17 protein-coding genes, 7 tRNA genes and 1 pseudogene are annotated in these 17967 nt (G+C 41.3%); 8 read left to right on the top strand and 17 right to left on the bottom strand.

Features of this window, described 5'->3' with window-relative positions; genetic code table 11:
• The first annotated feature begins 84 nt into the window (after positions 1 to 84).
• A complete protein-coding gene (locus FTU45_RS01180) occupies positions 85 to 1149 on the top strand; it encodes an amidohydrolase (RefSeq protein WP_180075762.1) in 1065 nt (354 codons plus the stop codon).
• A gap of 368 nt (positions 1150 to 1517) precedes the next feature.
• Here FTU45_RS01180 and FTU45_RS01175 read toward each other — a convergent pair whose 3' ends face one another.
• Together FTU45_RS01175 and FTU45_RS01170 are read right to left on the bottom strand one after the other, a co-directional pair.
• Positions 1518 to 4289, bottom strand: a complete 2772-nt coding sequence (locus FTU45_RS01175) for a pitrilysin family protein (protein ID WP_180075761.1) — start codon at positions 4287 to 4289, stop codon at positions 1518 to 1520.
• 142 nt (positions 4290 to 4431) lie between these two features.
• Positions 4432 to 5253, bottom strand: a complete 822-nt coding sequence (locus FTU45_RS01170; RefSeq protein WP_074382957.1) for a PhzF family phenazine biosynthesis protein — start codon at positions 5251 to 5253, stop codon at positions 4432 to 4434.
• Positions 5254 to 5406: 153 nt separating this feature from the next.
• On the opposite strand from FTU45_RS01170, the pseudogene FTU45_RS15565 reads away from it, so the two are divergent.
• Both FTU45_RS15565 and gloB read left to right on the top strand, forming a co-directional pair.
• Positions 5407 to 5749: pseudogene (locus tag FTU45_RS15565) on the top strand (flavin reductase); the annotation flags it as partial.
• Positions 5750 to 5864: 115 nt separating this feature from the next.
• Positions 5865 to 6599: a hydroxyacylglutathione hydrolase gene (gloB, locus tag FTU45_RS01165; protein WP_074382958.1), complete on the top strand. Its 735-nt coding sequence runs from the start codon at positions 5865 to 5867 to the stop codon at positions 6597 to 6599.
• Between the two features lie 15 nt (positions 6600 to 6614).
• Here gloB and FTU45_RS01160 read toward each other — a convergent pair whose 3' ends face one another.
• Positions 6615 to 6887, bottom strand: coding sequence for a hypothetical protein (locus FTU45_RS01160; protein ID WP_074383176.1), 273 nt, complete (start codon positions 6885 to 6887; stop codon positions 6615 to 6617).
• Between the two features lie 436 nt (positions 6888 to 7323).
• On the opposite strand from FTU45_RS01160, the gene FTU45_RS01155 reads away from it, so the two are divergent.
• On the top strand, positions 7324 to 7527 hold the full coding sequence (locus FTU45_RS01155; protein ID WP_005096596.1) for a hypothetical protein: 204 nt from the start codon (positions 7324 to 7326) through the stop codon (positions 7525 to 7527).
• A gap of 159 nt (positions 7528 to 7686) precedes the next feature.
• On the opposite strand, the gene FTU45_RS01150 is transcribed toward FTU45_RS01155, so the two are convergent.
• The 9 genes from FTU45_RS01150 to FTU45_RS01110 form a co-directional block, all read right to left on the bottom strand.
• Positions 7687 to 7771 (bottom strand) — tRNA-Leu (locus FTU45_RS01150).
• Between the two features lie 38 nt (positions 7772 to 7809).
• Positions 7810 to 7883, bottom strand: a tRNA-Trp gene (locus tag FTU45_RS01145).
• 33 nt (positions 7884 to 7916) lie between these two features.
• Positions 7917 to 8001: transfer RNA gene (locus FTU45_RS01140), tRNA-Leu, on the bottom strand.
• Between the two features lie 405 nt (positions 8002 to 8406).
• Positions 8407 to 8492, bottom strand: a tRNA-Leu gene (locus tag FTU45_RS01135).
• 402 nt (positions 8493 to 8894) lie between these two features.
• Positions 8895 to 8979: transfer RNA gene (locus FTU45_RS01130), tRNA-Leu, on the bottom strand.
• Positions 8980 to 9017: 38 nt separating this feature from the next.
• A tRNA-Trp gene (locus tag FTU45_RS01125) sits at positions 9018 to 9091 on the bottom strand.
• Positions 9092 to 9124: 33 nt separating this feature from the next.
• Positions 9125 to 9209: transfer RNA gene (locus FTU45_RS01120), tRNA-Leu, on the bottom strand.
• 107 nt (positions 9210 to 9316) lie between these two features.
• Positions 9317 to 10138: a protein kinase gene (locus FTU45_RS01115; RefSeq protein WP_159515899.1), complete on the bottom strand. Its 822-nt coding sequence runs from the start codon at positions 10136 to 10138 to the stop codon at positions 9317 to 9319.
• Complete coding sequence (locus FTU45_RS01110; protein ID WP_074382960.1) at positions 10125 to 11636, bottom strand: DUF3336 domain-containing protein; 1512 nt, start codon at positions 11634 to 11636, stop codon at positions 10125 to 10127. Before FTU45_RS01110 ends, FTU45_RS01115 begins: the two co-directional genes overlap by 14 nt.
• Before the next feature lie 188 nt (positions 11637 to 11824).
• Between FTU45_RS01110 and FTU45_RS01105 the strand changes: the two genes are divergently transcribed.
• Complete coding sequence (locus tag FTU45_RS01105) at positions 11825 to 12703, top strand: ATP-binding protein (protein ID WP_100329777.1); 879 nt, start codon at positions 11825 to 11827, stop codon at positions 12701 to 12703.
• A gap of 530 nt (positions 12704 to 13233) precedes the next feature.
• On the opposite strand, the gene FTU45_RS01100 is transcribed toward FTU45_RS01105, so the two are convergent.
• Together FTU45_RS01100 and FTU45_RS01095 are read right to left on the bottom strand one after the other, a co-directional pair.
• Positions 13234 to 13371: a hypothetical protein gene (locus FTU45_RS01100; protein ID WP_157797501.1), complete on the bottom strand. Its 138-nt coding sequence runs from the start codon at positions 13369 to 13371 to the stop codon at positions 13234 to 13236.
• A 166-nt stretch (positions 13372 to 13537) separates the two neighbouring features.
• Positions 13538 to 14173 (bottom strand): hypothetical protein, encoded by a 636-nt coding sequence (locus FTU45_RS01095; protein WP_074382962.1) that lies wholly within the window; start codon positions 14171 to 14173, stop codon positions 13538 to 13540.
• Between the two features lie 199 nt (positions 14174 to 14372).
• On the opposite strand from FTU45_RS01095, the gene FTU45_RS01090 reads away from it, so the two are divergent.
• The gene (locus FTU45_RS01090; protein WP_074382963.1) at positions 14373 to 14912 is read left to right on the top strand and encodes a hypothetical protein; all 540 of its coding nucleotides are present in this window, start codon (positions 14373 to 14375) and stop codon (positions 14910 to 14912) included.
• A gap of 39 nt (positions 14913 to 14951) precedes the next feature.
• On the opposite strand, the gene FTU45_RS01085 is transcribed toward FTU45_RS01090, so the two are convergent.
• Complete coding sequence (locus tag FTU45_RS01085) at positions 14952 to 15266, bottom strand: hypothetical protein (RefSeq protein ID WP_141667071.1); 315 nt, start codon at positions 15264 to 15266, stop codon at positions 14952 to 14954.
• A 336-nt stretch (positions 15267 to 15602) separates the two neighbouring features.
• A complete protein-coding gene (gene tsaD / locus FTU45_RS01080; RefSeq protein WP_180075760.1) occupies positions 15603 to 16619 on the bottom strand; it encodes a tRNA (adenosine(37)-N6)-threonylcarbamoyltransferase complex transferase subunit TsaD in 1017 nt (338 codons plus the stop codon).
• Between the two features lie 146 nt (positions 16620 to 16765).
• Between tsaD and rpsU the strand changes: the two genes are divergently transcribed.
• Positions 16766 to 16981: a 30S ribosomal protein S21 gene (gene rpsU / locus FTU45_RS01075; RefSeq protein WP_001136722.1), complete on the top strand. Its 216-nt coding sequence runs from the start codon at positions 16766 to 16768 to the stop codon at positions 16979 to 16981.
• Between the two features lie 33 nt (positions 16982 to 17014).
• Entirely contained in the window at positions 17015 to 17461 is a 447-nt protein-coding gene (locus FTU45_RS01070) for a GatB/YqeY domain-containing protein (protein ID WP_004729943.1), read from the top strand.
• 70 nt (positions 17462 to 17531) lie between these two features.
• Here FTU45_RS01070 and FTU45_RS01065 read toward each other — a convergent pair whose 3' ends face one another.
• On the bottom strand, positions 17532 to 17891 hold the full coding sequence (locus FTU45_RS01065; protein ID WP_180075759.1) for a hypothetical protein: 360 nt from the start codon (positions 17889 to 17891) through the stop codon (positions 17532 to 17534).
• Positions 17892 to 17967 lie beyond the last annotated feature (76 nt).

The raw sequence follows: 17967 nt of genomic DNA, 5'->3' as shown, positions 1-17967 counted from the left end.
TTTGTCGTCATTTATCATCTTGACTTCGAACTGATTTTAGCCCCATATAAATTGAATAATAAATACACTAAAACAAGACATCCTATGCAGCAGCTTCCCTTTCCCATCATTGACCCACATATTCACCAATGGGATCCGTACAACACCCCACACGCAGCAGCATTTGCCGTAAAACTGTTTGGCAAATATCCTAAATTACTGGACAAAATGGTGCGGCTGCTCAAACCTAAAGATGTGATTGAGACCATTGGCCTGACCGAGCATCTGACCGCCCCTTATCTGCCTGCGAACTACAACAAAGATCTAGGGCATTATGAAGTCGAACAAATTGTGCATGTTGAAGCCAGCTGGCATGATCAGAAAGGTACAGGCGTGGTTGATGAAACCCGTTTTGTGGCCGGACTTCCTTTTGATCAGCATAATATCCAGCTCGGTGGCATTGTCGCTACGGCGGATCCGCGGCAGAAAAACTTTAAACAGTTGATTGAATTGCATCGCGAAGCTTCTCCCAAATTTCGCGGGATTCGTAAAATGGCTGCGGTACATCCAGACAAAGGGATTCATGCCTGGACCGATGAGCCACATCTCTACCGTAATAAAAACTTCCTGAAAGGATTTGAAGAACTGGCCAAGCAAGACTTAAGTTTTGATGCCTGGGTCTATTCGAGCCAGATTGCGGATGTGACTGCACTGGCCAAAGCCTTTCCTAAAACACCCATCGCACTAGATCACCTCGGTACGCCTGCCGGCTTATTTGGCAAGGTGGGCAAAGCTACAGGCAAGACCGAACAAGATCGCGCCCAGATATTTTCAAGTTGGCAAGATCAACTGGCTGAACTGTCCGAGTGCAAAAATGTATCGACTAAAATGTCTGGCCTGTTTATGCCCGTTTTAGGTCATGATTTTCATCAGCAGAAACGGCTGGCAACTAAACAGGAATTATTGGAACATGCAGCTCCCCTGATTCAGCATGCCTTAGATTGCTTTGGTTCTGAACGCCTGATGTTTGCTTCCAACTTTCCAATGGACAGTGTCAGCAGCTCACTCGTGAATATCATTGATGCTTTTAGCGATATTGTTCAGGACTATGATGAAAACGCGTTAAAGCCAGTTTTTTATGAGAATGCGAAAGCATTTTATAAATTATAAGAAGCGTCTGGATTTTTAAAGAAAGAAGAAAAATACATATGTTCTGGAAGGAAATAATCACGAGTCCTGGGTCAGATAGGCTTTTCTATACTTGCTGAGCAATCTTTTCTAGTTTAATCCCATCATATTATTACCAACATATTATTCACCTTCCCTTTAATAAAGATATCGCTGTTGGAGCAATATTAGTATCAGCTGGGATTTTCCTGTTTCTTTTTGCCACTTTCTGGTGGAACTTACCCAGTGCTGTGCTATCTGGCGTTTTAAGTAGAATCCTGCTTACCAGAAAAGCAACTTAAATTAGAGCTTTTAATTATATTGAAGAATAAAAAATCCCCTTAAGTAAGAGGATTTTTTATTTATTAACACTATGATGTTTTAACTTGCTTACCGTACTGATCAGCCATCACTTCGACCAACTGATCCAGCTTGATGTATTTTTTAATCACGGCATCAATATCGGCTTTCGTCAGTTGGGCAATCGCCTGATCACGTTTTTCACGGTAAATCAGCTTACGATCTTTTTCCAGTTGAGGAACCAACATACTGTGAATACGGCGATCATCTTCCAGTGCATTGACACGTTTTTTCAAAATGCTGGCTTTGGCCGCTTCCACTTCCTGTTCAGTTACACCACGTGTTAACAGCTCATTGAGTACCTGATGCACCGTTTGAGAAACCTGTGCAGATTTACCTGCGGTATAATTGGCACCCAGTGCCAAAGTACCTGAATCGGCCCATTCATTAAACTGAACATGGGCACTAAAACCGTAGACCAGCGCATTTTTTTCACGTAATTCCTGAGCCAAACGGGAAGACAGTTGAGAGTCACCCAGAATATGACGAAAGACTTGTAAAGCAGGTACATCTGCATGGTCTGCCCCCACCGGGAAGGTCAGCAATGCCTGATAACTACCGAACTCACGTTGTTCAGACAAGGCATGAATTTTTTGGGCTGGATAGCTTCGATATTCTGATTTCAGGCGTTCATAAGGCTGTGCCGCTTTCCAGTCCGCAAAACTATTTTTCAGCATTTTCTGTATAGATTTTGGCTGAAATTCCCCAGTCACTGCAATGTGTGCATGATGCGTTTTAAAGAATTGCTGATACAAAGCGACCACTTGCTCACGAGTGGCTGCTTTAAACTGCCTGGTGGCCAGTTCAGGTTCAAAATGGAAACGAATGTCACCGGGTTGATACACTTCAATGGTTCGCGCCATAGTCAGGCTCGACACTGTATCTGGCTCGGTATAAGGACGATCCAGACTGGATAAGGTCTGACCCTTGATCAAATCAAACTGGCTTTGCTCAAATGCAGGGTTTTTTAGTACATCAACCACATATTGGAAAAACTCTGCAAACTTCTCTTTTTTGGCACTGATCTGTATGTTCAGGCCATTACTCGATGGGCTGGCAGTCGCTGAACCGCCTACTTCGATAATTTTGTCAGCAATCTGCTGCAAGCTCTGGCTTTCCGATGAGCGCAGCATTAAATACGCGGTCAGATCCAGAATCTCGCCTTTATTCATCAGGCTTTGCGCAGTCCCAAAATCCAGAGAAATTGTGGCATACACCTTGTCATCGCGAATATTGGTTGGGAATAGCGCGTATTTAATGCCATTTTTTAACTTACCACGCTGAATCTGCTTGTCCTTAGCAGATAAATACTGCTTGGATTGCGCTACATACTGCTTCACTTCCGCCTGATAAACACTGACATCCTTTAAAGGCTCTTCAGTCTCAACCTGTTGGTCCAGTGTTTTTTTCGGTGCTTCCGTCTGTGTCACTTCCTGCGCTTTTTTCTGATCTTCAGGTGTTGGCAGGATATTGCCAGAAATACGATATTCAGGTTTTAGAAAGCCTTTATAGACCTGATTGACCTGACTCACATTCAGGTTTTCAATCGCATTCAGATCTTTAAAATACTGGCTCCAGTCACCCGAATAAGCCACGGCATAATCACTTAAACGTGAACCTAATGCAGTCGCGCTATTTTTAATATTATCAGCCTGATTGCGGGTCAGATTTTTAACTCGGTTTAATTCGGCCTCGGTAAATGGCTGGCTTTGCTCTACGCCTTGAATCAAACTTTGTTCCACAGTTTTTGGCTGATGATTGGGTGCATAGATCGCGCCCATAAACACCAGATTAAAGTCTTTATCTAACCAGGTGCTAGATTGCACCATGGTCGATTTTCCACTTTCCACCATGCTCTGATATAAATGCCCGCTCGGTTGCAAGGTATAGAGCGTCGGCGAAACAGCCAAAGCAGTCTTGATCTTTTCATCCGGACCATTCAGGTAAATATTGAATTTGGCCAGATCACTGCCCTTTTGCACAGTAAATTCACGCTGTTGAATCTGCTCAGGTTTTAAAGCCGGAACTTTCACTTGCGCCGGTACACTTCGCGATTGAATCGGACTGAAATGGCTATCAATCTGCTTTAATACTTCTGCCTTATCAAACTTGCCTGAAATCACCATAAAGGCATTATTCGGTGCATACCAGCTCCGGTAAAACTGGTTCAATTCCTGCATATTGATGGATTGCAGCTCATTCAGATCACCAATCGGTAAACGGCCCAAATACTGATTGCCATAAGCCGACTTAAACACCTGATCCATGAGTACTGAAAATGGCTGATCCAGACGAATTTCGCGTTCGCGTTTTACAATATCAATTTCGGTCGGTACATATTTTTCCTGAAGAACCAGCTGATCCATACGCTCGGCTTCAAGAAAAATCACTTCACTGAGCGCCGTTTTTTCAGGACGAATGACATTGGTATATTTGGTTGAATAATAGTCGGTACTGGCATTGGTCATTAAGGTATATTGATCGAGCCGACGCTGAAATTCATCACCTTTGACATTTTTAGTGCCTTTAAAAGCCAAGTGTTCCAGCAGATGCGCCAGACCACCTTTTCCTTTAGGATCATTCAGTGAACCGGTCAAATACACCATATTCATAAAAATTTTATTTTCTTTATCATTCGGTGCCAGGATAATTCGTAAACCATTATCAAGACGATATTCCTCCACATTCTGTTCAGTTTTCACCAAAACAGGTTGTGCAAAACTCAGCGCACTACAACCCGACAACAAAATCGCCAAGCTTAAATTCTTATAACGTACCAACATTATTCATCCAGATTTTAAATGTAAATTTTTATTCGCGCTCATTTTAGAGAATGATTCTTATTCTGAATAGTCTTTTCTAAATTGAATCATTAAAATAACATGCCGCCTTGCCTGACGACATGCATATCTATGTAATCAGAGATTAAAGATAAAGTTCAGCCTGCATATATAATTTGCCATAACCCGAAATTTCAATTCGTTCCTGATCTTGCAAAGCACAATAAAGTACACCACCGCGCGCTGATGCCTGATAAGCGACCAGTTCATTTTTACCCAGTTTGTCTGCCCAAAGTGGCGCAATTCCGGTGTGAATAGACCCTGTGACCGGGTCTTCATTGATTCCGTTACTCGGTGCAAAATAACGTGAAATACAATCATATTGTGTATCTTGCGAGGTAATCGCGACATCTAAAAAGTTATTCTGAGCAGTAATCGCGGTACGCTTGCCATTTAATTGTTTTAATAATTCAAAATCAGGTGATTCATCTAGCACATCCTGTACCGATTCATATTCGACAATATAACCTTGTGCATTCAGATAAACCTGCTTAAACGGTTTGCTCAATGCCTGTCTTAAGGCCTCAGGATATTCTGTGACGGCTACTGCGCGGCGAATTGGAAAGTTCATTCTGATCTTGCCATCTGTATCCTGATCAACCACAAAAATCCCCAGATCTTTCACATGAAACTGGATCGTTTTTGCCGTACCAAATTGATTGAATAATACAAAGCTGCTGGCCAAGGTTGCATGACCACAAAAATCCACCTCCTTGGTCGGGGTAAACCAGCGAATAGCATAATTTTCTGCATCAATTATTTTCACAAAAGCTGTTTCAGACAGATTATTTTCCAAGGCGATATTTTGCATCAGTCCATCTTCGAGCCAGTCCTCCAGCACAATCACCGCAGCTGGATTTCCTTTAAACAGTTCCGTGGTAAACGCATCGACCTGGTACATTTTCATTTTCTGAAGTCCTCAATATCACAATCTCTAGTTTAAAAGCTTTTTTGCAAGAGTGAACTTGAATATGCTAATAATCTAACTAATCTAGCCACTTAAATACATCAATATAGTGAATGATGCGGTATGACCAACCCCCATCTTCAAAGTATTCTCCTAGAAAAATCCTATCGGCTGGGTAGGCTGAGCCTGCATGATGTACCTGAAAAATTGGCACCATCTGGCCTAAGGTTATTTAAATTCTCTGGTTTTGATATTTCTCTGGGCAAGGCTGTGCTGCATGGATACTCTGCGAGCTGATTCCCGGGCCGCATAACCAGCAAATGCATGATCTGTTTATTGGCAAGATGATTGCTGCCTATGCCGATGATCAGTCTTCCGCGACAGTCACTGACATTATCATGTAGTGAGTGAAGAATGGAAAAGTACTCATCATGTGACTGGTGGACAATTTTATAGCATTGGCAAGGCGGTAAGCGTTGATGATTCGGACGTATAATTTTTTAAATGGGACATAAACAAAAATTATCCCGGATGAGCAGATAATATCTGCAAGCCCAGAGCATCTGAAATTATGCTACTTTATTCTCAATCTTCATTTGGTTTGATGCGCTATGATGCCTTTTAAAATTCACTGTATTGATGTCCAGAACTCGCTGCAAAATTATATCTGGTTGCTGGAACATACGGCTTCTCATCAGGTCGCAGTCATTGACCCGACCGAAGCAGGATTGGTGCAAGATTATTGTGCCGAACACGGTTTAACCTTAAGTCAAATCTGGTTAACGCACTGGCATAAAGACCATATTGGCGGTGTGCCCGGCTTAATTCAGGGACAAAATCTGCCTGTTTATGGCCCGCGTGCAGAACTCAGTAAAATTCCGTTTATCACGCATCCACTTGAGCATGAAGAACAGTTCAGCTTTCATGGGGCAGATGTTCAAGTGATCGCAGTACCAGGCCATACATTAGGCCATATCGTTTACTTCATTGATGCGATTGATGTGCTGTTCTGTGGCGATACTTTATTTGCCATGGGCTGTGGCCGGGTTTTTGAAGGTACTTATTCACAGATGTATCATTCACTGTCACGTCTGGCAGCCTTACCGCCGCGTACGCAGGTCTATTGCACACATGAATACACCCTCTCGAATGCCCAGTTTGCCAAACATGTCGAACCGGACAATCAGGCAATTCTGGAACGCTTCGAGCATATCGAACGCTTGCGTATGTTAGGCCAGTGCACGCTGCCAAGCAGCATTGAAGATGAATTACAAACCAATCCTTTCCTGCGTGCGGATAGTGTGGAAGAGTTTCAGCGCTTGAGAACCCTGAAGGATCAGTTCTAGAGTTAAAGATCCATATTAAAGAATCTGGTGACTTTGCGCATAAGCATCCAGTTCGTCTTGAGTGACGACACGCACTGCCTGCATTTCGTCAACACGTACCAGCAGCAAACCAGCTAAGGCCGGTTGATAACGACGTGCACTACCAAACGGCGTATAGGCTACTTTCGATTGCACTGTAAAATTCAACCAGTCCTCATGTCCCAGCATCACAGCAACCGGATCTAAGCCCTGTTGCTGCATCCATTCAATTTTCTGATTCACATTGTGTTCAATCGTCAGCTCAGTCATGGCAATCGTATTTAATTCAAGAATTACATTTTTGATAGTATAGGGCATGCATCTCAAACGATAGCTCAGAAAACCAGCAGCTGCTAATGATCCGATTAAATAATCAATGCAACTTTAATATGCCGATGCTTCGGCATTCCCTATTCTTACATTTTATGGTGTTGATAAAGTTCAAATTTAGATCAATAGCAAAATAAACCTTTGAAATTAAAGTATAATTAAATTTATTTACATGCTATAAAAACTTAATATTTAGTTACAACCTATTCAATATTATAAAAATCATTTACTTAAGTCATAAACTGCTTCTTTAGCGAGCATACGATGTTCACTAAACATTCAAATTAGATTAAATTAATTAAATATGGGAATTTGCCCTTTAAAACAAAATTTCTCACCCTTATTTAAGATAGAACAATGATGAAGGAGTGATCTCGTGAAAAAAGTGGTTAAAGCTAAAAATCTGATTGCATTTCGACTATGGTTAGAAAAATTAGGATATTCCGTACGCACCCTGGCTGATGATCGTGGTTTCAGTTTCAGTTTCAAAAAAGAATACGGTCTGGTCACCTGTGATCTGGCCGGCAATGCACTCGCGATCCAGCTGGGTGAGGAATTTGAAGATCATTTAAAAGCCTGATTCAGGTTATTTTCAATCAGAAAAATAAATAAATTATTCCACTGATTCAGCAACTCTATTCTCCAATCTTTAGTCCGTTTCGACGGACTTTTCTTTTTATCTTGATTAAATAAATTTCAGGCAATAAAAAAGCAAGGCATCAGCCTTGCTTTAATATGATGGTGGGGACGGAGAGACTCGAACTCTCACACCTCGCGGCGCTGGAACCTAAATCCAGTGCGTCTACCAATTTCGCCACGTCCCCATCAGGGTACCAACTTAGCGTTGGATTTTTTCAAACTTTGGCAGAGGATCAAGGACTCGAACCTTGACGAACGGTTTTGGAGACCGTCATGCTACCATTACACCAATCCTCTACTCGGCCAGTTTACTCAATTGCTCAAGTAAATTGGTGGGGACAGAGAGACTCGAACTCTCACACCTCGCGGCGCTGGAACCTAAATCCAGTGCGTCTACCAATTTCGCCACGTCCCCAATGGCTGTGTATATTATAGAGATAGACCGTCATTGACAAGCGATTTTACAAGCAATCACATTCTATTCCGCTAGAAATTAAACAGTTAATTATATTTTTTTACTTTTGATAAAATTTATCAAGACAATTTGACTCTTTGAAGACGAAACCACAAATTCAGTATTTTAAAAGGTCTGAGCTTTATTTTGTGTCATAAAAACCAAAATGTATAAAAAACAAACTACAGATCAAGCCTTATATTTTATGGCCTCGGCATTCAAAATAATGCAACCATGCTTTTTATATAACTTCCGTCACACACGTTCTATCAAGCAAAATAAGGATTTAAGAATAAGATCAATGAAAATTGCTGTATAAAATTTCAGGCAATAAAAAAGCAAGGCATTAGCCTTGCTTCAATATAATGGTGGGGATAGAGAGACTCGAACTCTCACGCCCAGAAGGCGCTGCGACCTGAACACAGTGCGTCTACCAATTCCGCCATATCCCCATGGCTGTGTATATTATAGCGATCAGACCCGATTCACAAGCAATTCTGTAGCAGGAAAATACTTTTATATCAAAATTTAAGCAATTAATTCAGTATTGTGTAAATACTGACCTATTTGCACTGTTGTCGCCTAGTTTCATCGAGACAGATCAAATCAATACGCACCACAGGAGAATCACATATTCAAATTTAGACTTTAGCTGACTTGGATAATATCAATTATTGCATCTAATAAAACAAAGTTTCCTGAAGTTCTGCCCTTTCCTGAGCATTGACCCGTTTTCTAACGTTCTTTAACAGACTAAACCTATGCGTAAAAGACAGCAAAATTTTACAGCTTAAAAAAGCTGGTATAAATTTCAGGCAATAAAAAAGCAAGGCATCAGCCTTGCTTTAATATGATGGTGGGGACGGAGAGACTCGAACTCTCACACCTCGCGGCGCTGGAACCTAAATCCAGTGCGTCTACCAATTTCGCCACGTCCCCATCGGGGTACCAACTTAGCGTTGGATTTTTTCAAACTTTGGCAGAGGATCAAGGACTCGAACCTTGACGAACGGTTTTGGAGACCGTCATGCTACCATTACACCAATCCTCTACTCGGCCAGTTTACTCAATTGCTTAAGTAAATTGGTGGGGACGGAGAGACTCGAACTCTCACACCTCGCGGCGCTGGAACCTAAATCCAGTGCGTCTACCAATTTCGCCACGTCCCCAATGGCTGTGTATATTATAGAGATCATTTCCAGCTGACAAGCCGTTTATAAGAAAAAAACACTCGTTTGATTAAATAAGAAACAATCCCGATTTTATTGTATTTTTCTCATTCGATTTCAGTCACTAAGTAGTGTTTAACCGCTTTAAAATCTGCCAACCGATGCTGTTTTTGCTTGCCTAGCATCAGCGCTAACAACTTTTCAAAAATCTGAATTTGTTCAGGCAACTCAACTTTTAGGCGCTGACAATGTAAAAACGCCCAATCCAGATAGTCAGTTGCCTGCAAGCGCTGTCCACTCAGCCATTCATAAAAAATCACGCCCAAAGCATAAACTTCGCTCTGCAAGCTTTTGGCTTTTCCTTGGAATAATTCCGGTGCCATATAACGTGGTGTGGCATTCAGCTCATCCACTTTCTGATCCAGAGCTTGCACTTGTTCAAAATCAAGCAGACATACCCTGCCCTGAGCATCAACAAAATGCTCCCGCTTTAAATCCGCATGTAAATAGCCCAGCTGTTGCAGGCAGAGTAAAGGTTCTACCGCTTGCAGCAAATGTTGTCGAATCTGCGTTACAGAAAGTTGATCTGGCATGATCTGAAAATGTGCTGGTGCATCGACCAGAATCAAAGCCTGTTCAAATTGTTCATGTTGAATGGTGAATGGCTGTTGAATAATTTGATGGGGAAGGAAAAAGTTCAGATCACTCGAACGGCTATGCGTTTGATAAAAATTCAGCTCCTGCTGCCAGCCCAGCTCTGCATGCGGAGATGATATTGAGCTGTCAGATTTAGTCGACACTTGAGTTTTTAGCCAGAATGCGGGCTGACCCGCAGCATAATACAGGCGTCGGCCAAAACCCAGACTGCGGGTTTTGGTTCTTGGTTGAAAATCGAAAGTATCAAGATGATCTAAATTAAGTGGTTGCAATATATTCAGGCTTTGGATCAGCAGTATATTGATAATTTAGCAGTTCCAGACAATGCTGAATAGTTTTCCCCACCCGTTCCTGAGTCTCGATTAAGGAAATTTTTGGCCAAGTGGCCCGTTCGCCTTCGCGCTGCAAGATTTTAAAGAGATAGGGCCGTGGATTTTGCAGCATATAGCTATAGTGGCGCAGGCTATATTTACCGACAATATTCACATCGCCATAATAACGCTGATCGACCACCCCATAGCCGTGATCGAGTATGCGGCGTACAGGTGGCAAGCTTCCGGCATGTTCCCGGGCAAAATCCATCATTCCTTTGGTAATCACCGCACCCTGACGGCGTACAATCCGTTGTGGCCAGCTTAAGGTACCTTTGCGGAAACGTGCGACATCATCTTGCATAAATGGCACGATATGCGGATTGACCTGGCTGGCGATGGTGTAATTGATATTGTACAGCCGGGCCATTTTTTCCTGTGGAAAATCACTGCGTACACTGCCATCGACCCAACGTGTTGCTCCCATATAAGGGGTATATTCACCATCATAACGCTTACTGGTCAAACGTACTGGCGGAAACAGAATAGGGACTGCACAAGAGGCCAAGACCGCACTCCAGACCAGCACATCCGGAGAAGTATAGGCATTTAAAATACGGGCATCCTGTGCTGAATCATAAGGGGCAACAGCAATATTGATATGCAGACCTGAGGTTTTGAGTGCTTCTTCAAAGGTCAGATCGCCTAAATTTTCGACCAGAAATTTTTTCAGATATTTGACATCTGCCAGACCTCCATTGCCTTTCAGCAATTCACTCATGGTTCGGAAATGAAACGCCTCATGAAAGAAATTATGTCCCTTCAAGAGATCGACATACTGCGAGGGTTTGGATACACCCAGCATTGCCGTCATGATGGCACCTGCACTTGAACCTGACATGACCTTTGGCAATAAATCCTGCTCTATCAGGGCCTTACAAACACCGGTATGAAACAGACCCAAGGTCGAGCCACCGGAAAACATCAAGGCTGGCTGACCATAAGCACGCTGACAGCCTTTAAAAAATTCAATTTTTTCTTCCATATTTAAGCAGCTACAGTCTGTTGAAGCGATATGTGCCAGCCCCTGACTAACCTGCTCCACATAATCTTCAATAATTCTTTTGGTGCCGACATAGGCTTCGGTGAACAATAAAGGATGGGCAATATTGGCGATATCGTAACTTAGACCTTCGCGCAGAATATACATCAGGTCGTGGGTACGTTTCTGTTGTCTATAGCGTCTTAATTTACCCAAACGATGCGCAATAACTTCTGCATCAAAATAGGGAGAACTATTGTCGAATTTCCATTCTTGCGCCCCGGATTCTTCATCTATTTTTAGCGCAATATATTTCCATTCCTCATAGGACTCAGCTTGTTGCAGCTGCTGCTTGAGTTTTTTAATACGATAGGCCTGATGTGGATTAATGTCCTGAGTAAAATCTTTAAACAGCATCTGCCTTCTTCCCTATATTGTATTTTTCATTCATCTTGCACTGCGTAGAAAATATGCACCGATCTGTTCATAACAACAATAGCGAAAATTCTCTGCTTTAAGCAAATTATCACACTTTTCAGGCTTTGACTGTGAATTTTAGGGTGATAGTATCCTAGACATAATTTTAAATCTGTAATGCTGAGATCATGGCGAAAATTGAGTTACCTGACAATATCTTGAATACCCTTTCGACTGTTCTGCTGCAACTTCAGCAAAGCCTGCCCGAGCTGAAACATGCTCCTGATTTTTCTGCACATGCCTATAAATGGCAACAGGGTGAACTCAAGCCCATTCATCAGCTTAGACAGATGGAACTGGCCGATTTAAAAGGGATTGAGCGACAAAAAGAAAAAGTCATCCAGAATACTTTGCAGTTCTTAAATGGCTTGCCTGCCAATGATGTCTTGCTGACTGGTTCGCGTGGCACCGGTAAATCCTCTATCGTTCGTGCCCTGCTGACCGAATACGCAGCGCAAGGTTTACGCCTGATTGAGATTGAACGCGATGACTTGTCAGAACTTCCGGAAATTCAAAAACTGATTGCAGACCGTCCTGAAAAGTTTATTGTCTATTGTGATGATCTGGCCTTTAATGCCGAAGATGAAAATTATCGTAGTTTAAAAAGTGTTTTGGATGGTTCTTTGCAATCTGGTTCGAGTAATTTTGTGATTTATGCGACCAGTAACCGCCGCCATTTACTGCCAGAATTTATGCATGAAAATACGCCTGTCACCCGGGTCGATGTTCCGCAATATACTGAGCTACATCCTCAGGAAGCAATTGAAGAGAAGATTTCGCTATCTGACCGTTTCGGCTTATGGCTGTCTTTTTATCCAATGGATCAGAATTTATATCTGGAAATTGTAGAGCATTATCTTAAAAAGGCTGAGATGGAATTGACCCCGGAAACCCGAGCCGAAGCCTTGCGCTGGTGTCAGGCACGCGGTCAACGCTCAGGCCGTGCCGCTTATCAGTTCTCGAAACACTGGATTGGGGCAACTCAGTTGAATAATCTGGAACAATAGAAAATTCAAAAGATCAGGCTCAACGTAAATATCGCTTTGGGCCTTCTTAGATTCGCATTTGAAGTGCAACACCATGTTGTTGCCATAATACCTGACTCGGACTTTTAAAGCCGAGTCTTTTATCTTGTGTATCATGCAATTTTTACTCTGAATCTACTAAATCAAACCATCTAAATCAGCAAATGCATCGCGGTCCCATAGATATGTAGAACCTTGAGATTTTTACCTTCATTGCTAACATCTTCAGCAGTAATGCATTTTGCTCTCATATGTTCATCAAACTGACAGACTGGGTTCTGATCATAAACATTGAGTAAAATCTATGGATATTGCATTGGGTGAATATCTTTTAATGCCTCTTTAAACAAGACTCGACCAATCCTACGCTTTTATGCAGCTTTCAATACATATAACGCTATAATTTTGGCAATGCCTTTTGCTTCACTTAGCGAAACATCAATAAAGCCCTGAATATGCCCTGCTCCTTCTGTAACCAATAGAATATGGTTATTGAGCTTGAGCACCTGCAATCATAAAGCAAGCCGTGTATCTAGCTTATATTCCGCCAAAATAGGTAGATAGAGCATCTGCTGACAGGTTTCTTGCCCGCTCTGCACATGCGCTTGTGCAATAACTGCCACATCTTCAATTGTCGCAGGACGAATCATTCTTGATCCCTTTATCATTCATTTTATTTTTAAATTCTCCAATACTTCTTTGAAAAACAATATCTTATTAATCAAAACCTTGAAACTAAACATGATACATAGATTTGCCATTCCTCATAAAATGAGTTGACAGATAAAAGCTGAATATTGTGCTACTGGATATAACTTAGTGAATATCACAGCTAAATTGTGTTGGTCGCACTTCAACTTGTTCAGCATCACAGTGAACATTTACTATTACGTCATCACCAATACCAATACATGCATTACTTAAGACCCATAAATTATTTGTATAAAATTGCCAATTTCCTTCACCACGACAACGATACTGTACCTGCTTCAAACGGCAATCCGAATACACGTGATCTGGTCGTGTTGCACGTCCAACTACACCCACCAAATGCACACGTGGACGCCCTGAACTCCCACAACGAAGTGCACCTACACTGGTTCCATTACGTACTGCATTACGATATTGTAATAACTCAATTTTCTTTCTTGCTTCTTGCTCTTCTTTCTCGACTTGAGCCAGTTTACGTTTAAGCTCCTTTTCTTTTTCACTTAAACTTAACTGTTCTTTTTTAATTTCTGATTTTTTTTGATCATTATTTTTAATTACTGAATCAGTATTCTCACCTCTTGCCTTACGCGCTGCGTCTGCAAGATCCACCATTTTTTGAGCTTCTGCTGTCCGGTGTTTACCCAACAAATCGACCTGTTTTTGAATTTCTTTTTGTTTTACCGAGTTTTGATAAGTTTCACCATAGGTTCGCCCCCACTCTCCAGAAGGAGGTCCAATCATTACATATTCTGCAGAAAGACCTGTGGTGGTAAAGAACGATATATAAATTAAATATTTCTTCATTTGAAAATCAAAAAATCAAGCTTTTAAGTTGTATTTATATATTACCTAATACTGCTAAAAAAAGAAAAATACTAATCTTTAAAGTAGAGGAGTTTTATTTTAAAATAAAACGATTTATTTATTTGGCTTTTTATACATGAATTACCTAAAGTCTCTGACTATTATGTCCAGCTGTTTTTTATTTACAACACCACTTATAGCAGCAGAGCAAACTGTAGCAAATGCACAAAAATTTTTAACGATTATATTACCAGACAAAGGTATCCAATCTGGAGATTTAAAAAAATATTTTTCAGATATGGCTGATGAGCATGATGGATCAGCACGACTCGAAGGCTATAGTAAAATTACCAACGTAACTACTATTGATCGTTGTATTAGCAAAATAAATTATGATAATAATAGCTTATCTTTGAGAGTTTATCATGGTGGTTCAATGGTTGAACCGGTAGTATCCCTAAGACCTGACTTACGACTAGGGAGTACCGAAAATGGAATTGATTGGGGAAAGGTTTTAGAAGTTAAACAATCTAAAGAACTTGTTTCTATACGCTTAAAAAATAATGAACCATACACTATTTTTTCATTAGGAAGTGAAGATATAGCGACACGTGTAAACTATGCCATGACATTTCTTAAGCAAAAATGTGATCCAGCGAATGGAACAGGTTTTTAAGTTTAAAAGGCACTATGTTAAACATAGTGCCTTTTTTACTTATAACACACCTGGTGCACTGAAATTATATGAGCGTCGTGTAGGAGCAGGTGCTTGATAAATCGGAGGTGCAGTATATACAACTGGCTTAGGCTTATCATAGTTTATTTTACAAACCCAATAGGTTTGTTGAATATTTGAACATATACAACCTGAAGTAGTCGAACCACGTTGAATTTTCTCATCAGCTTGATTACATGCTTTACTTCTGTCTGCACCCACCCCTTTTGATGTATAATTGTATGCTTGGGTTTCAAAGCTAACAATAGCAGACAAACCAAGACCTAAAATAAAAAAATATTTAGATATATTCATTTAAACTACTCTAATCTTTGCTTAAAAGCGAAGATAACCAATAAAAACACTCACTCTCCCTATTTTAATTTTATTCTATTTATTTAAAACCATAAATGATCAAAAATAAGACAAATAAAAAATATTTTTTATTTGTACACTTTTATAAAAAATTAAATTTATTCTTAATTCCGCCTATCATAGAGCGGGATTCCTATATGATTAAACCATTTTACGGTATCTGTAAGAAAACACTTACTATGGCAGAGTCAAAATAATTTATTATTTGTTGAAAATTTCTACTCAATAAAACCAAGACAATAAAAAAGAGGCTTTCCGCCCCTTTCCTATCTATCTTTAAACCGCTTCAGGATTTTTTAACTCCGTCATCGGCCAACGTGGCGTTGTGGTTACCGCCAAGCCATCCTGCTGCCCTGCTTTCAGACGCTGATAACCTGCAAATGCAATCATCGCACCATTATCGGTACACAGTGCTGGCTCAGCGTAGTAAACCGTTGCCTTGATTTTTGCCAAATCTGCTTCCAGACGTTCGCGTAAACGTTTATTGGCACTGACACCACCTGCAATCACCAGACGTTTTAAGCCAGTCTGCTTCAATGCCTTCACGGATTTTTTTACCAAGGTATCGACAATCGCTTCCTGGAAACTTGCTGCGATATCTGCATCACGGTTTTCATCACCCAGTTTTTTCATTTGAACGGAAACTGCAGTTTTTAAACCGCTGAATGAAAACTCTAGGCCTTGATGCAGCATTGGACGTGGGAAAGCAAAGGCTGCAGGGTCACCTTGTTCCGCAAGCTTAGAAATATTCGGACCACCTGGATATGGCAATCCCATCATTTTGGCGACTTTATCAAAGGCTTCACCGGCAGCATCGTCAATCGATTCACCAAGCAATTCATATTGGCCAATACCATAAGCGGCCATCAACTGTGAATGACCACCAGAAACCAGCAATGCCACGAACGGAAATTCCGGTGGAGTTTTAGAAAGTAATGGCGCCAGCATATGGCCTTCCATATGGTGCACCCCAATCGCCGGTTTATTTAGCGCAAAGGCCAAAGTACGACCAAACAGTGCGCCAGTCATGAGCGCACCCATCAGACCCGGCCCACGGGTATAAGCCACGGCATCAATTTCTGATTTTTTCACGCCACTTTGTTCCAGTAGCTGATTTAAAAGAGGAATCAGCTTGCGCACATGATCACGTGACGCCAGCTCTGGAACCACACCGCCATATTCTGCATGCAGTTTAATCTGGCTATAAAGCACCTGCCCGCGTAAACCCAACTCGCTGTCATACAGCGCAAGTCCTGTTTCATCACACGACGTTTCCAAGCCTAAAACGATCATTAAACTGCCTATAACCTGTATCAATTCTATTGCAGTCACTATTATATGCTTGTGGTATGAGATGTAAATGAGTAAAATACTGACCTTCACTTGTGATCACAGGCATTCGGCCTGCGATCTTATCCATAACTTTATGAGGATTCTTCATGCCACAAGTTAAATTGAAAGAAGGCGAACCAGTAGACGTAGCTATCCGTCGTTTCAAACGTTCATGCGAAAAAGCGGGTGTTCTAGCTGACGTACGTAAGCGTGAATTCTACGAGAAACCAACTCAAGAACGTAAGCGCAAAAAAGCTGCTGCTGTTAAACGCTACCAAAAGAAATTGGCACGTGAATCAGTACGTACGACTCGCCTTTACTAAGATTAATTTGTGATTGACTGCCTGGATTAAATAATGACGACTTTAAAAGACCAAATCACGGATGTTTTGAAAGCAACAATGCGTGCAAAAGAAATGTCCAAGCTGACGGTCATACGTGGTCTACAGGCGGCAATTAAGCAAATCGAAGTCGATGAGCGCAAAGAACTTGACGACGCTCAAGTTCTTGCGGTCATTGAAAAACAAATTAAACAACGTAAAGAATCGATCAAGGCCTTTGATGGTGCTGGTCGAGAAGATTTAGCTAGTAAGGAACAAGCCGAGGTTGAGGTGTTATCTCAATTTCTACCAGAAGCTATGACTGAGGAAGAACTTGATTCCATCATTGCGCAAACGATTGCAGCGCAAGAAGCTACTAGCATGAAAGATATGGGTAAGGTGATGAATTCTCTGCGTCCGCTCATAGCCGGGCGCGCCGATCCTGCACAAGTTTCAGCTAAAATTAAAGCGAAACTTGCTTAATCCCACTTCTCTAATATTCGATCTTTAACGTTGAACTGACTTTTTATAAAAGACAGTTCTTAACGTATTCTTATTGCAAATAACAGTCAACCTGATAACGTTTCAGCAATTGCATCTCTTTTGAAGATTTCACTTCTATAATCACATCCTGTTTAGTTATCTTCTGAAACTGACGATCCAGATAAGCACGATTTTGGTCAGCCGCCTGATATAAGCGATCGGCATAACGTTGCACAATACTACAAAAATGTGAATTCTGTGCTGTGCTAAAACCTTGTTGCTGCGGATTCAAACCACCCAAGAATTGACGCGATTCCTTTTTATAGTCAGTATTAATACGCTCTACCGCATCTACATACTCAACAGCACTCGCAGCAAATACCGCATAATTCCACCCCAATAGACAGATGCCCAATAATATTTTCTTCATAGCATGCTTCAGATTTAATCGCACTGATCATTAAAAAAAGATTGTAGCCCGATTCAGTATATCCTGACCATATCAT

Source organism: Acinetobacter sp. YH12106 (assembly GCF_013418995.1).
In the GTDB taxonomy this organism is placed as follows: domain Bacteria; phylum Pseudomonadota; class Gammaproteobacteria; order Pseudomonadales; family Moraxellaceae; genus Acinetobacter; species Acinetobacter pseudolwoffii.
Note: the sequence above shows the minus strand (reverse complement) of the source record. Positions and strands in the feature narration are given on the sequence as shown.